11 protein-coding genes and 4 tRNA genes are annotated in these 12,974 nt (G+C 65.5%); 2 read left to right on the top strand and 13 right to left on the bottom strand.

Annotated elements, in window-relative coordinates:
- Positions 1 to 2 precede the first annotated feature (2 nt).
- From RT697_RS02485 to RT697_RS02470, 4 genes are all read right to left on the bottom strand, one after another.
- A tRNA-Ala gene (locus RT697_RS02485) sits at positions 3 to 78 on the bottom strand.
- Between the two features lie 105 nt (positions 79 to 183).
- Positions 184 to 260: transfer RNA gene (locus tag RT697_RS02480), tRNA-Asp, on the bottom strand.
- Positions 261 to 324: 64 nt separating this feature from the next.
- Positions 325 to 400 (bottom strand) — tRNA-Glu (locus tag RT697_RS02475).
- A 32-nt stretch (positions 401 to 432) separates the two neighbouring features.
- A tRNA-Ala gene (locus RT697_RS02470) sits at positions 433 to 508 on the bottom strand.
- A 386-nt stretch (positions 509 to 894) separates the two neighbouring features.
- Here RT697_RS02470 and RT697_RS02465 point away from each other — a divergent pair.
- A complete protein-coding gene (locus RT697_RS02465) occupies positions 895 to 1,947 on the top strand; it encodes an aldo/keto reductase (protein WP_313696831.1) in 1,053 nt (350 codons plus the stop codon).
- Positions 1,948 to 1,989: 42 nt separating this feature from the next.
- Here RT697_RS02465 and lnt read toward each other — a convergent pair whose 3' ends face one another.
- The 5 genes from lnt to miaB all read right to left on the bottom strand — a co-directional run bounded on the left by lnt (position 1,990) and on the right by miaB (position 7,603).
- Entirely contained in the window at positions 1,990 to 3,618 is a 1,629-nt protein-coding gene (lnt, locus tag RT697_RS02460) for an apolipoprotein N-acyltransferase (RefSeq protein ID WP_313696830.1), read from the bottom strand.
- Positions 3,615 to 4,505 (bottom strand): transporter associated domain-containing protein, encoded by an 891-nt coding sequence (locus tag RT697_RS02455; protein WP_313696829.1) that lies wholly within the window; start codon positions 4,503 to 4,505, stop codon positions 3,615 to 3,617. Before RT697_RS02455 ends, lnt begins: the two co-directional genes overlap by 4 nt.
- 170 nt (positions 4,506 to 4,675) lie before the next feature.
- Positions 4,676 to 5,149 carry an rRNA maturation RNase YbeY gene (gene ybeY / locus RT697_RS02450; protein ID WP_313696828.1) on the bottom strand — a complete coding sequence of 158 codons (474 nt, stop codon included), beginning with the start codon at positions 5,147 to 5,149 and terminating at the stop codon, positions 4,676 to 4,678.
- A complete protein-coding gene (locus tag RT697_RS02445) occupies positions 5,139 to 6,164 on the bottom strand; it encodes a PhoH family protein (protein ID WP_313696827.1) in 1,026 nt (341 codons plus the stop codon). Before RT697_RS02445 ends, ybeY begins: the two co-directional genes overlap by 11 nt.
- Positions 6,161 to 7,603, bottom strand: coding sequence for a tRNA (N6-isopentenyl adenosine(37)-C2)-methylthiotransferase MiaB (miaB, locus tag RT697_RS02440; protein ID WP_313696826.1), 1,443 nt, complete (start codon positions 7,601 to 7,603; stop codon positions 6,161 to 6,163). The genes RT697_RS02445 and miaB overlap by 4 nt, the downstream gene beginning before the upstream one ends.
- Positions 7,604 to 7,772: 169 nt before the next feature.
- On the opposite strand from miaB, the gene RT697_RS02435 reads away from it, so the two are divergent.
- Positions 7,773 to 8,540 carry a phosphatase PAP2 family protein gene (locus RT697_RS02435; RefSeq protein WP_313696825.1) on the top strand — a complete coding sequence of 256 codons (768 nt, stop codon included), beginning with the start codon at positions 7,773 to 7,775 and terminating at the stop codon, positions 8,538 to 8,540.
- Between the two features lie 166 nt (positions 8,541 to 8,706).
- Here RT697_RS02435 and RT697_RS02430 read toward each other — a convergent pair whose 3' ends face one another.
- The 4 genes from RT697_RS02430 to yajC form a co-directional block, all read right to left on the bottom strand.
- Positions 8,707 to 9,384: a VOC family protein gene (locus RT697_RS02430; protein ID WP_313696856.1), complete on the bottom strand. Its 678-nt coding sequence runs from the start codon at positions 9,382 to 9,384 to the stop codon at positions 8,707 to 8,709.
- A gap of 132 nt (positions 9,385 to 9,516) precedes the next feature.
- Positions 9,517 to 10,452 (bottom strand): protein translocase subunit SecF, encoded by a 936-nt coding sequence (secF, locus tag RT697_RS02425; RefSeq protein ID WP_056326612.1) that lies wholly within the window; start codon positions 10,450 to 10,452, stop codon positions 9,517 to 9,519.
- 54 nt (positions 10,453 to 10,506) lie between these two features.
- Positions 10,507 to 12,387, bottom strand: a complete 1,881-nt coding sequence (gene secD / locus RT697_RS02420; protein WP_313696824.1) for a protein translocase subunit SecD — start codon at positions 12,385 to 12,387, stop codon at positions 10,507 to 10,509.
- 111 nt (positions 12,388 to 12,498) lie between these two features.
- Positions 12,499 to 12,843: a preprotein translocase subunit YajC gene (gene yajC, locus RT697_RS02415; protein ID WP_054451553.1), complete on the bottom strand. Its 345-nt coding sequence runs from the start codon at positions 12,841 to 12,843 to the stop codon at positions 12,499 to 12,501.
- Between the last annotated feature and the right edge of the window lie 131 nt (positions 12,844 to 12,974).

Genomic DNA, 12,974 nt, shown 5'->3' with positions numbered 1-12,974 from the left:
ACTGGTGGAGGTAAGCGGGATCGAACCGCTGACCTCTTGCATGCCATGCAAGCGCTCTCCCAGCTGAGCTATACCCCCAGGGCGTCCTGCTGTTTTCAAACTTCAAACAACAAGGTCTCACACTTATAAAACAAAAAAGCCCCGAAAACGGAGCTCTTGAAAGACTCTGAGCGAGAGAGCTTTTGGCGGAGCGGACGGGGCTCGAACCCGCGACCCCCGGCGTGACAGGCCGGTATTCTAACCAACTGAACTACCGCTCCGCAGCGGCTTACTCAACTACTTTGTCACTTCAACTGCATCACTTCTACTGCTGTGCCAGTAAACTGGCGTCCCCTAGGGGATTCGAACCCCTGTACTCACCGTGAAAGGGTGATGTCCTAGGCCTCTAGACGAAGGGGACTTGGACTTGCTGTACTGCTCTTCGCTTTGGACTGGTGGAGGTAAGCGGGATCGAACCGCTGACCTCTTGCATGCCATGCAAGCGCTCTCCCAGCTGAGCTATACCCCCGTTTCTCTAATCAATTCCTTCAACGTTTTCGCTTGAAACGCGCCGGTTAAAGCGCGTTTTTTGCTGTTTCGTTGCCGGTTTTGTTTAGTGCCGTTGGCGAAGAAACGAGATTATGCACGAACTAAATTGGGCGTGCAAGTCGCTTCATGGCAAAAAGCAAAAAAGTTGCGAAAAAAGAGGGTTGGATGGACATTTTGAGGGAGGATTTGATGACAAATCCGAGGCGGCCGGCACACGGTATTGATGCGGAAATCAACAAAATCAAAGACTTGTGCAAGTGCTATGGTGAATGCCAAAATTTTTTGCGTCGCGTGGGGTTTTCATGCGCTTGCAGCACGAACAATTGCCGCGGAACGGCAAGGACATCCACATATGAGCACACCGCCATGAGCAACACCGCCTTTCCCACCGTGGCGTTGGGGCGCACGGCCATGAAGATCACACGCATCGGCCTGGGCGCCTGGGCCATGGGCGGCAATGGGTGGGCGGTGGGCTGGGGGCCGCAGGACGACGCCGAGTCCATCAAGGCGATCCGGCATGCGGTTGACCGCGGCATCAACTGGATCGACACCGCCGCGGTCTATGGGCTGGGACATTCGGAGGAAATCGTGCGCCAGGCGCTGGCCCAGATGCCTGCCAGCGAGCGTCCGTACGTGTTCACCAAATGCGGCCTGACGTGGTCGCCGGAGCAGCCGCAGGCCATGCCGCGGCGCACCGGCGCGCCGTCCAGCATCCGCCGCGAACTTGAAGGGTCGCTGCGGCGGTTGGGGGTCGAGCGCATCGACCTTTATCAAATGCACTGGCCCGCAGGCGACGGCACGCCGCTGGAAGCGTACTGGCAGGAATTGCTGGACCTGAAGCAGGCCGGAAAGGTCCGTGCGGTGGGATTGTCGAACCACAACCTCGCGCAGTTGCAGGCCGCGGAGCTTTTGGGACACGTGGACACGCTGCAGCCGCCGTTCTCGGCAATCCAGCGCGCCGCGGCCAGCGATCTGATTCCCTCATGCGCGGCAAGCGGCACGGGCGTGATCGTCTACAGCCCGATGCATTCGGGCTTGCTGACCGGCAAGTTCAGCGCCGACCGTGCGCGAGCCCTGCCGCCGGACGATTGGCGGGCGCGGCACGCGGACTTCCGGTCGCCGGAGCTGGAGCGCAATCTGGCGCTGGCTGATGCCTTCAAGCCGATTGCGGAGCGGCACGGCGCTACCGTGGCCGCGGCTGCGGCGGCGTGGACGCTGGCCTGGCCGGGCGTGACGGGCGCCATTTTGGGGGCACGCAGCGCATCGCAGGTGGACGGGCTGATCGGTGCGGCCGAGCTGGAGCTGGATGCCGACGACATGCAGGCGATTGCGGACGCGATTGAAGTCACGGGGGCGGGAAACGGACCACTGCGTCCGCCCGACGAAACAGGCTCGCTGCCCGCGAACCTGTTTGCCTAGAGGGATTTAGCTGCGCCGGGATATCTGCCGGGCCGGGCTGAATCAGCCACGGCGCGTACGGCGCGCGCTGCCCACGGCGGCGATCAGCGCCAAACCGATCAGCGCCAGCGCGGTCTTGTCCCCAAAACGCGCGTAGGGCGTCAGCCCCGTCATGCCCTGCACCGAGACGGGCAACACGCCCGCCTGCAGTGGCGCGAGCTGGGCGGCAACGTGGCCCTTTGCGTCGATGGCGGCGGTGATGCCGGTGTTGGTGGCGGTCAGCATCGGACGCGCGGTCTCGATGGTGCGCAGCCGGCCGATCTGCAGATGCTGTCGCAGGGCCCAGCTATCGCCGAACCAGCCCAGGTTGCTGACGTTGACCAGGATGGTCGCGCCCGGCTCGCCGTTGGGGCCGGGTTGCAAGGCTGGCAGCAAGTCGGGGCCGAAGAGGTCTTCGTAGCATATGTTGAACGCGATGTGCTGGCCGCCGATGGCAAACGGCGTCTGGCGTTCGCCGCCGCGGTCGAAGTCGCCCAGCGGGATGTTCAGCATCTCGACAAACCAGTGAAAGCCGGGCGGCACGTATTCGCCCCACGGCACCAGGTGGCGTTTGTCGTAGCGCATGGCGGTGTTGCCGCGCACCAGTTGTTCAACGGGCGTGGCGCCGTCAAAGCCGATGACGCTGTTGGTGTAGCGCTCGCGGCCGTTGACGCGGTCATGCAGCGGCACGCCCATCGCGATGACGGTGTTCCGTTGCCCGGCCAGGTCGCGCCAGACTTCCCAGACGCGTGGATCGAGCTGGTCCTGGAAGATGGGCACCACGGTTTCCGGCAGGATCACCAACTGCGGCGCGGGCACGCCGGGCGCTGCGGGCAGGGCCGTCAGCTCCAGATGGCGCCGCACGCTTTGCTCCAGCAGGGCCGGATCGAACTTCTGGGACTGCCCGATGTTGCCCTGGACGAGCCGCACATTGAGCGGGTCGCCAACCGGCGACGACCAGTCGATACGGGACAGCGGCCAGCCCGCCGCGGCGAGCGCCACGGCGACGCCGGCGGCCAGCGCGTGGCGCGGACCCATGCCGGCCTTGCGGGAAGGCTGCCACAGGCTTGCGGCCGCCGCCGCGACGAACGCGGCCAGGAACGCCATGCCGTGTACACCGAGCAGGGGCGCCCAACCCGCGATGGGGCTGTCGACCTGCGCGTAGCCGATGTTCAGCCACGGAAAGCCGGTCAGCAGCACCGCGCGCAGCCATTCGAACGCGCCCCACATAGCGGCCCAGGCCAGCGTGGCGGCCAGGATGCGCGACGGTGCGGAATCAGCCGCCAGCGGCGCGTAGCGGCGCGCCAGCGCGGTGGCGGCCGCGGGAAACAGGGCCAGGAATGCAGATAGCGCCAGCACGGCCGCGACAGCCAGGGGTGCGGCCAGATCGCCGTAGCGGTGCAGGCTGATGAAGATCCAGTACAAGCCCAGCGCGTAGCTGGCGAAGCTGAACAGCCAGCCGCGCAGCCACGCCTGACGCGCCGACGGCGCATACAGCGTGACGCGCGCCAGCACGGCCAGTGCGGCGATCTGGGTGAACGCCAGCGCCCAGCCGGGCAGCGGGCCGGGGGCAAAGGTCAGGGCGTGGACAGCGCCCGCCAGCACGAGGCCGGCGGCGCCGCGCAGGAGTCGGCCGCGCGGGATGCTGGTCATGCGTCGGTGGCAGGTGCTGCGGACTGGGGTGCGGGAAGGCGCTTGACGCGCAGCCATATCGCCCGGCGGGCGTCGCCGCGCGCCACTTCGAGGCGCAGGCCGTCGACGTCGGCGTGGTCGCCGCGGCGCGGAATGCGGCCCAGCTGTCCGCCCATCCAGCCGCCCACGCTGTCGTATTCGTCGTCGGGCAACTGGCAGCCGAAGACCTCGTTGAAGTGCGAGATGTCGGTGGCCGCGAGCACGCGCCACTGGTTCTCGCCTTCCGGGAAGATGGAGTCTTCCTCGGTTTCGTCGAACTCGTCTTCGATGTCGCCGACGATCTGTTCCAGCACGTCTTCCATCGTGACCAGCCCGGAAATGCCGCCGTGCTCGTCAATGACGATGGCCTGGTGGTTGCGGCTGGCGCGGAACTCGTGCAGCAGCACGTTCAGGCGCTTGGATTCGGGAATGAACACGGCCGGCCGGACCAGCGTGCGCACCTCGATGTTGGGCTCGAGCATGCAGCGCAGCAGATCCTTGGCAAGCAGGATGCCGATGATGTTGTCGCGATCGCCCTCGTAGACGGGGAACCGCGAGTGCGCGGTCTCGATCACCGAGGCCACCAGATACGGAATGGGCTGCGTGACATCGAGCAGGTCCATGCGCGAACGCGGGACCATGATGTCGCCGACAGTGCCCTCGGACACGGCAAGCGCGCCCTTGATCATCTTGTACGACTCCGCGTCGAGCAGTTGGCGTTCGTGCGCGGCTTCGAGGACGGCCTTGATGCCTTCGCGGTCCTCGGGCTCACGGCGCACGAGGGAAAGCAGGCGGTCTAGGAGGGATTTGGTGGCGGGTTTGGCAGAGCGAGCAGGCGTCGCTTCGGGAGCAGGGTAAGGGTCAGACATCGTCCGGGAGGACAAGTTAGGGAGGAGCCAGCATAACCGATACTGGCCCATCCTTTGTAACGCCGGCCGGGAAAATGGGTGCAATGGACGCGATCTGCGCCTTGCTGCACGCCATTTCCCGGCAATTTCTCAGGGTTGTCCCGAGGCTTTCACCGCTCGGGCGGCGGCGGTCAGGCGGCCACGTACGGATCGGCAATGCCCATCTGGGCGAGCGTTGCGGTTTCCAGGGCCTCCATGCGTTTGGCTTCGCGCGCCTTGATGTGGTCGTAGCCCAGCGAATGCAGCACGCCGTGGATGGTCAGGTGCGCGGCGTGGTCCAGCAGCGTCTTGCGCTGCTCGCGCGCCTCGCGCACCAGCACGGGCACGCACATGACGATGTCGCCGCGCGCCACGCCCAGCGGGTCCACGCCGTACTCGAAGGTCAGCACGTTGGTGGCGTAGTCGCGGCCGCGGAAGTCGCGGTTCAGGCGGCGGCCCTCGGCCGCGCCGACCAGCCGCAGGCTGAGTTCGGCGGCCGAGAACTCGACGAGGCCGTCTTCAAATGCGGCGCCAAGCGCGCGTTCGGCCCAGCGGCGCAGGCGCCAGCGGGGCAGGCGGGCCTCTTCGACGCCGTACTGCACGGACAGGGACAGCTCAGGCTTCATCTTCGGCGGCGCGGTCGTAGGCGTCGACAATGCGCGCAACCAGGGGGTGGCGCACGACATCGCGGCTGGTGAACTTGGTGGTGGCGATGCCTTGGACGTCATGCAGCACCTTGACCGCATGCGCCAGTCCGCTGACCTGGCCGCGCGGCAGGTCGACCTGCGACGGGTCGCCGGTGATGACCGCCTTGCTGCCGAAGCCGATCCGCGTGAGGAACATCTTCATCTGTTCGGGCGTCGTGTTCTGCGCCTCGTCCAGGATGACGAAGGCGTGGTTCAGCGTGCGGCCGCGCATGTAGGCCAGCGGGGCGATCTCGATGGTCTGCTTCTCGAACAGGCGCTGGACCTTTTCGAAGCCCATCAGGTCGTACAGCGCGTCGTACAGCGGACGCAGGTACGGGTCGACCTTCTGCGCCAGGTCGCCGGGCAGAAAGCCCAGCCGCTCGCCGGCTTCGACGGCGGGGCGGGTGAGCACCAGGCGCTGCACCGTGTCGCGTTCCATCGCGTCGATGGCGCAGGCCACGGCCAGCCAGGTCTTGCCCGTGCCGGCGGGGCCGACGCCGAACGTGATGTCGTGCTTGAGGATGTTGTTCAGGTAGTCGCGCTGGCGCGGCGTGCGCGGACGCAGATCGCTGCGCTTGGTGCGCAGGGCGATGCCGTCGCTTTCATCGTCGAGGGCGGGCAGGGCATCCAGTTCCTGGGCCTGCTCTTCCTTGAGTTTGTCTTCCTGGCGGCCCACGCCGATTTCGACCAATCCAAGCTGGATGTCGTCGATGGACAGGGCGCGGTGCACGGCCTGTTCGTGGAACCGGCGCAGGACGCGGCCCGCCAGTTCGGCCCGCTCGCCTTCGATGGTGACGCGGCTGCCGCGGCGCGACAGCTTGACGGTCATGCCGTCCGCCAGTTGCCGCAGGTTTTCGTCCAGGGGGCCGCAGAGATTGGCCAGGTGGGTGTTGTCGCCGTCCAGATTGACGATGACGGGCATGCTGCGACGCGCGCGGGGGCGGGGTGTGGTCATTCAGCCTCTTGCGAAGTGCGGTCCACGTCGGCCACGCGGGCACGCAGCGAATTCGTGTGCGCCTCGGTGATGACGACGTCGACCATTTGTCCGATGAGCCGCGCGGGCGCGGGGAAATTGACGATACGGTTGTTCTCGGTACGACCCATGAGCTCGTTCGGGTCGCGGCGCGAGGGGCCTTCGACCAGCAGACGCTGGCGCGTGCCGACCATGTTGCGGGCGATCGTTGCCGCCTGGTCGTTGATGAGCGATTGCAGGCGTTGCAGGCGGCGCAGCTTCACGTCCTGCGGGGTGTCGTCGGTAAGGTCCGCGGCGGGCGTGCCAGGGCGGCGCGAATACACGAACGAGAACGAGGTGTCGAAACCGACGTCCTCGATCAGCTTGAGGGTCTTTTCGAAGTCTTCCTCGGTCTCGCCGGGAAAGCCCACGATGAAGTCCGAGGACAGCGTCAGATTCGGGCGCGCGGCGCGCAGGCGGCGCACGACCGACTTGAATTCCAGCGTGGTGTAGCCGCGCTTCATGCCGGCCAGCACGCGGTCGCTGCCGGCCTGCACGGGCAGGTGCAGGAACGACACCAGCTTGGGCAGGCGGGCGTAGGCGTCCACCATGCGCTGGGTCATTTCCTTGGGGTGCGAGGTCGTGTAGCGGATGCGCTCGATGCCGGGGATTTCATGCACGTATTCCAGCAGCATCGCAAAGTCCGCGATCTCGTCGGAATCGGTCATGCGGCCGCGATAGGCATTCACGTTCTGGCCCAGCAGCGTCACTTCCTTGACACCCTGGTCGGCCAGGTCGGCAACTTCGATCAGCACGTCGTCGAATGGGCGCGAGACTTCTTCGCCGCGCGTGTAAGGCACGACGCAGAAGCTGCAGTACTTGCTACAGCCTTCCATGATGGAGACGAAGGCCGTGGCGCCTTCGACGCGCGGCGGCGGCATGTTGTCGAATTTTTCGATCTCGGGAAAGCTGATGTCGACCTGCGAACGGCCTTCGTCGCGGCGGCGCTTGATGAGGTCGGGCAGGCGGTGCAGGGTCTGCGGTCCGAACACCACGTCGACATACGGCGCGCGCTTGACGATGGCCTCGCCTTCCTGGCTGGCGACACAGCCGCCCACACCGATGACGAGGTTCGGATTGGTCTTCTTCAAGTGCTGGACGCGGCCCAGGTCCGAGAACACCTTTTCCTGCGCCTTTTCGCGCACCGAACAGGTGTTGAACAGGATGACGTCCGCCTCTTCGGGGTTGTCGGTCAGTTCGAGCCCGCCCTGATCCTCGCGCAGCACGTCGGCCATCTTGTCCGAGTCGTACTCGTTCATCTGGCAGCCGAAGGTGCGGATGTACAGCTTGCGGGGGGAGCCGGCGCCGGGAGCGGCCGAAGGCAGGGGGGCAGGGGTGTCGCCCGGGACATTGCCCGCGCGCTTGAGAGAAGTTTCTTGCATGATGGTCGCCGTGACGGGTGTAGATCCCGGGGGCTGGAAAGGGGGAAAGGGCGGATTTTAACCCTTGCCCAAGAATTGTTTCTTGGACGCGCGCGCGTTGGCCGTTACGATAGCGGTCCGCGCGCCCGCAGGCGCCGGTAAAATCCCTTTTTTCTCCCGAGCGGCACCGATGAATTCCAATCGCCTTACGCCTCCGGCAGCCGCTCCCTCCCTCGCTGGTGGGACCGGCGCCGCTGTCCAGGACGAGTACCGTAATCCCTATCCCAACTCCGTGTGGGCGCTGCTGGCGTGCGCGCTGGCGCTGGCCGCCGCGGCGTGCGCGCTGTGGGTCGACCTGCCGCTGGCCATCTGGATCCAGAAATCGGTGTCGGAAGGCGTCGACCAATCCTTTGAATGGGTGGGCGAGCTGGGCGAAAGCGGCCATTACATCGTCATGGCGCTGGCGTTCTACGTGGTGGGCCTGGTGGGCCTGGCGCGTGGATGGCGCAATCCGCTGCGTGTCAGCTATTCCGCCATGGCGCGCGGCAGCCTGCTGATGCTGTCGACGATGGCGGTCGGCGGGCTGGTGGTGCTGGTGCTCAAGCGCACCGTGGCCCGGGCGCGGCCCGAGCTGTTCTTCGAGCAGGGCATCTACGGGCTAGGCGAGTCGTTTTCGCGCGCCCAGCAGTTCAATTCCTTTCCGTCCAGCCACACCTACGCCGCCTTCTCCGTTGCGGTGGTGCTGGGTATTCTGGCGCCGCGCTGGCGCTGGGTGTTCCTGCTGCTGGCGGCGCTGGTGGGTATCAGCCGCCTGGTGAACCTGGATCACTACCTGTCGGACGTGATGACCGCCGCCGGAATTGCCGTGCTGGTCGGCCACTACCTGGCCCCCCGCGTGCTGTGCAGCAAGTACCAATGGCCGCTGCGCACGCCGTGGCGCTGGTGGAAGAAAGGCTAAGGCAACACTTGGCGCTGGAGAAGACCGCGGGAGGCAGATCATCCCGCGGTTTTTTTTCGTCCGGTGAATGGCCTGGACACTTGGCGTTGTGCATAGGGACGGATGAATCCATGGCGTCAGGAAACGCATGGATCCAAGGCGTCAGGCCATGGACGAGCCGCAGCCGTCAGGTCAGCAGCTTGATCCCGGACGGCGTTTCGATCTGCGCGCGCAGGCGGGGCGAGCCGTCGGCCTGCTCGACGTCGATCAGGCTGTCCGCGCCCATCCAGGCCAGGCCCTGGCGCAGCAGCGCGGCGCGGGGATGGCAGCCGGTCAGGCGCAGCAACCGCAGCGGCTGGCGCGGCAGGGTGGCGCCCGGGGTGTTTGCCACGTCCCATTGAATCAGCGTAGGCAGCAGGCCCTCGCCGGCCTCGTAGCCGGCTTCGCGCCACGCCGGCAGGCTGCCGTCGTCAGGCACGGTCAGACGCCAGCGCAGATCGCCCCGCGTCATGGCGATGGCGGGCGGCAGGCGGTCGGGGTGCTCGGCCTGCATGTGCGTCAGGTCCAGCGGCGCCTCCACGCGCGCGGCCCAATGGGCCAGGAATGGCCCCTGTTCGATGCGCGCGCGCATGTCGCCCTGGTCCAGCCCGAACCAGCGGGGGCGATCAGGCGCCGGCGCGTCGGGATCGATGGCAATGACTTCCAGGTACACCCCATCCGCCATGCCCAGCACCCGGTTATGGGTGCCCATGCGCAGATGCGCCCCGCCGCCCTGCGGGGCGATGCCGAGCAGGCCGGCGACATATTCGGTGCCGCTGGCGAGGTCCGGGGCGGCGATGACGAGGTGGTCGATGGTGAGTTTCATGAGGGGCATGGTAACGAATCCGTGGATTTCCGTGCCCGAATACTTACAAGGGATCCGCTCAGAGGCGCCGCCTGAACTACAAAAGCAAAACCCGTCGCAAGCGACGGGTTTTGCATATCAGCAGGCTGGCAATCAGGCGACTTCGCCTTCTTCGCCTTCCTTCTTGACCGGCTTGATCAGGTCTTCGCGCTTGACGCCCATCCACATGGCCAGCGCGGCGGCGACGAACACCGACGAGTAGATGCCGAACCAGATGCCGATGGTCAGGGCCATGGCGAAGTAGTGCAGGGTGGGGCCGCCGAAGAACAGCATGGCCAGCACCATCATCTGGGTCGAACCGTGGGTGATGATGGTCCGCGAGATGGTCTGCGTGATGGCGCTGTTGATGACTTCGTGCACGTCCGCCTTGCGGTACTTGCGGAAGTTCTCGCGGATCCGGTCCATGATGACCACGGATTCGTTCACGGAGTAGCCCAGCACCGCCAGCACGCCGGCCAGCACCGCCAGCGAGAACTCCCACTGGAAGAATGCGAAGAAGCCCAGGATGATGACCACGTCGTGCAGGTTGGCGATGACGCCGGCCACCGCGAACTTCCATTCGAAGCGGAAGCCCAGGTAGACCATGATGCCGATCACGACGACCAGCAGCGCCATGAGGCCGTTGTGCAGCAGTTCCTGGCCCACCTGCGGACCCACGAACTCGACGCGGCGCAGTTCCACGCCGGAGTCGGCAGCCTTCAGCGCGGCCATCACGGTTTCGCTTTGGGTGGCGGACGTCTGGCCTTCCTGCAGGGGCAGGCGGATCATGACGTCGTGCGAGGTGCCGAAGTTCTGGACCTGGAAGTCGGTGTAGCCCAGCTTGGAGACCACGCCGCGCACGTTTTCAAGCTGCGCCGTCTGGGCGTAGTTGACTTCCATGACCGTGCCGCCGGTGAATTCGATCGACAGGTGAAAGCCGCGCGTGACGATGAAGAAGACCGCCAGCAGGAACGTGACGAGACTGATGATGTTCAGCACCAGGGCATGGCGCATGAACGGGATGGTGCGGTGAATCCGGAAAAATTCCATTTTTCGCCTTCGGTTCTTTTCTGTGGCGGACGGCCCGGGCCGTCCGCCCTATTTTCAGTTTGCCTTCGGCTTCCAGACTTCGCCGATGGAGATCGAGGTGAGCTTCTTCTTGCGGCCGTAGTACAGGTTGGCCAGCGCGCGCACGCCCACGACAGATGTGAACATCGAGGTCAGGATGCCCAGGCAGTGAACCACCGCGAAGCCCCGGATCGGGCCCGAACCGAAGGCCAGCAGCGCCAGGCCCACGATCAGCGTGGTGAGGTTCGAGTCAAGAATCGTGCCCCACGCGCGTTCGAAGCCGTGATGGATGGCCTGCTGGGGCGTGGCGCCCGCGCGTAGCTCTTCCCGTATGCGCTCGTTGATCAGCACGTTCGAGTCGATGGCCATGCCCAGTGTCAGCGCGATAGCCGCGATGCCGGGCAGCGTCAGCGTGGCCTGCAGCATGGACAAGAGGGCCAGCAGCATCAGCACGTTGAGCGTCAGGCCGATCGTGGAGAACACGCCGAACAGGTGGTAGTAGATGATGATGAACGCGGCGATGGCCAGGAAGCCGTACAGCGTCGAGTAGAAGCCCTTCGAGATGTTGTCGGCGCCCAGGCTCGGGCCGATGGTGCGTTCCTCGATGATGGACATCGGTGCGGCCAGCGCGCCGGCGCGCAGCAGCAGCGCGGTGTCGGCGGCCTCTTCGGACGACATGCTGCCCGAGATCTGCACCTGGCCGCCCGCGATTTCGCCGCGGATGACCGGCGCGGTGACCACTTCGCCCTTGCCGTTTTCGAACAGCAGGATGGCCATGCGCTTGTTGATGTTGTCGCGGGTGACGTCGCGGAAGATGCGGGCGCCCTTGGAATCCAGCGTCAGGTGGACGGCGGCCTGCTGGGTCTGCGAATCGCGGCCGGGTTGGGCGTCCTGCAGGTTTTCGCCGGTCAGGATGACCTGGCGGCGGACCAGGATGGGACGGCCGTCGCGGTCGTTGTAGCGTTCGAGGCCGAACGGGACGCTGCCGCCCAGCAGCGCGGACTGCGCGGCGGGGGAGTCGTCGACCATGCGGATTTCCAGCGTGGCGGTGCGGCCCAGCAGTTCCTTGGCCTTGGCCACGTCCTGCACGCCCGGCAGTTGCACCACGATGCGGTCCGAACCCTGTTGCTGGATGACCGGTTCGGCCACGCCCAGTTCGTTGATGCGGTTATGCAGCGTGTTGATGTTCTGCTTGAGCGCGGAATCCTGCACGCGGGTGACGGCGGCCGGGTTCAGGGCGGCCAGCAGCAACTGCTTGCCGCCTTCTTCGCGTTCGGTGAATTCCAGGTCCGGCAGGCGCGAACGCAGCGTCGAGATGGCGCGGTCGCGGTCGTCGGCGTTGGCGAAGGTGGCGGCGATGCTCATGCCCGAGCGTTCAACGCCGGCCACGGGGATCTTCTGGTCGCGCAGCACCGAGCGCACGTCGGCGGACAGCGAGTCGTAGCGGGCGGTCAGGGCGCCTTGCATGTCGACTTGCAGCAGGAAGTGCACGCCGCCGCGCAGGTCCAGGCCCAGATACATGGGCTTGGGCGCGAACCAGCCCAGCGCGCGCATCCAGGGCGGCGAGGCGGGCAGCAGGTTCAGCGCCACGGTGTATTGCGGGTCGCCGGGGACGGTGTTGAGCGACCTTTCGATCAGATCGCGGGCCTGCAGCTGCACGTCGGTCGACGGGAAGCGGGCGCGCACGGTGCCGAGCGTGCCGTTCAATTCGAAATAGGCGCCTTCGTTCGGGATCTTGGCGTCGGCCAGGATCTGTTCCACGCGGGCCAGCACAGAGGTGTCGACCTTGACCGTGGCCTTGGCGCTGGACACCTGAACGGCGGGGGATTCGCCGTAGAAATTGGGAAGCGTGTACAGCAGGCCAATGAGGACCGCGACCAGGACCGTAATGTACTTCCAGAGGGGATAGCGGTTCATTGCCGGCTACTTCATTTAAAGAGATGAAAGGGCCGCCCGAGCGGGTGAGCGCGGCGGGCGGCGGTAGGCGCCTTCAAGGACAAGAGCCCCGTTGGGGCTCTTCTGGGACGCTTACAGGGCCTTGATGGTTCCCTTGGGCAGAACGGTCGACACCGACGACTTCTGCATGATGACTTCGACGGGCTTGTCGGCCAGTTCGGAGACTTCGACGGTGACGTAGCTGTCGTTGACCTTGGTGACCTTGCCGAGCATGCCGCCGGCGGTGACGACTTCGTCGCCCTTGGCCAGGGCCGCGATCAGGTTGCGGTGTTCCTTCTGGCGCTTCATCTGCGGACGGATCATCAGGAAGTAGAGGATCACGAACATCAGGATGATGGGCAGCATGCCCATCAGCGCATTGCCTTCGGGGGCGGCGGCCTGGGCCACGACGAGGCTGGCGGTATCGATAACGGACATTGAATTCTCCTGCGTTTGAGTCTGTTTGGGTTTATCGCTATGTTTTTAATGCGCCCATCCCCGCGCGAGCCATGGATAGGGCAAGCCGACTATTGTATAGAGGTTATCGCCAGCCTTTAACTAGGGTGTCA

Source organism: Achromobacter sp., from assembly GCF_032113835.1.
Classification (GTDB): Bacteria; Pseudomonadota; Gammaproteobacteria; order Burkholderiales; family Burkholderiaceae_B; genus Achromobacter.
The sequence above is the reverse complement of the archived record's forward strand: the minus strand, read 5'-3'. Positions and strand labels throughout refer to the sequence as shown.

Coding starts and splice junctions, on each gene's coding strand:
- RT697_RS02435 (WP_313696825.1), top strand. CDS start 7,773: ATGAATTCCAATCGCCTTACGCCTCCGGCAGCCGCTCCCTCCCTCGCT.
- ybeY (WP_313696828.1), bottom strand. CDS start 5,149: ATGAAGCCTGAGCTGTCCCTGTCCGTGCAGTACGGCGTCGAAGAGGCC.
- secF (WP_056326612.1), bottom strand. CDS start 10,452: ATGGAATTTTTCCGGATTCACCGCACCATCCCGTTCATGCGCCATGCC.
- lnt (WP_313696830.1), bottom strand. CDS start 3,618: ATGACCAGCATCCCGCGCGGCCGACTCCTGCGCGGCGCCGCCGGCCTC.
- RT697_RS02455 (WP_313696829.1), bottom strand. CDS start 4,505: ATGTCTGACCCTTACCCTGCTCCCGAAGCGACGCCTGCTCGCTCTGCC.
- secD (WP_313696824.1), bottom strand. CDS start 12,387: ATGAACCGCTATCCCCTCTGGAAGTACATTACGGTCCTGGTCGCGGTC.
- RT697_RS02430 (WP_313696856.1), bottom strand. CDS start 9,384: ATGAAACTCACCATCGACCACCTCGTCATCGCCGCCCCGGACCTCGCC.
- yajC (WP_054451553.1), bottom strand. CDS start 12,843: ATGTCCGTTATCGATACCGCCAGCCTCGTCGTGGCCCAGGCCGCCGCC.
- RT697_RS02465 (WP_313696831.1), top strand. CDS start 895: ATGAGCAACACCGCCTTTCCCACCGTGGCGTTGGGGCGCACGGCCATG.
- RT697_RS02445 (WP_313696827.1), bottom strand. CDS start 6,164: ATGACCACACCCCGCCCCCGCGCGCGTCGCAGCATGCCCGTCATCGTC.
- miaB (WP_313696826.1), bottom strand. CDS start 7,603: ATGCAAGAAACTTCTCTCAAGCGCGCGGGCAATGTCCCGGGCGACACC.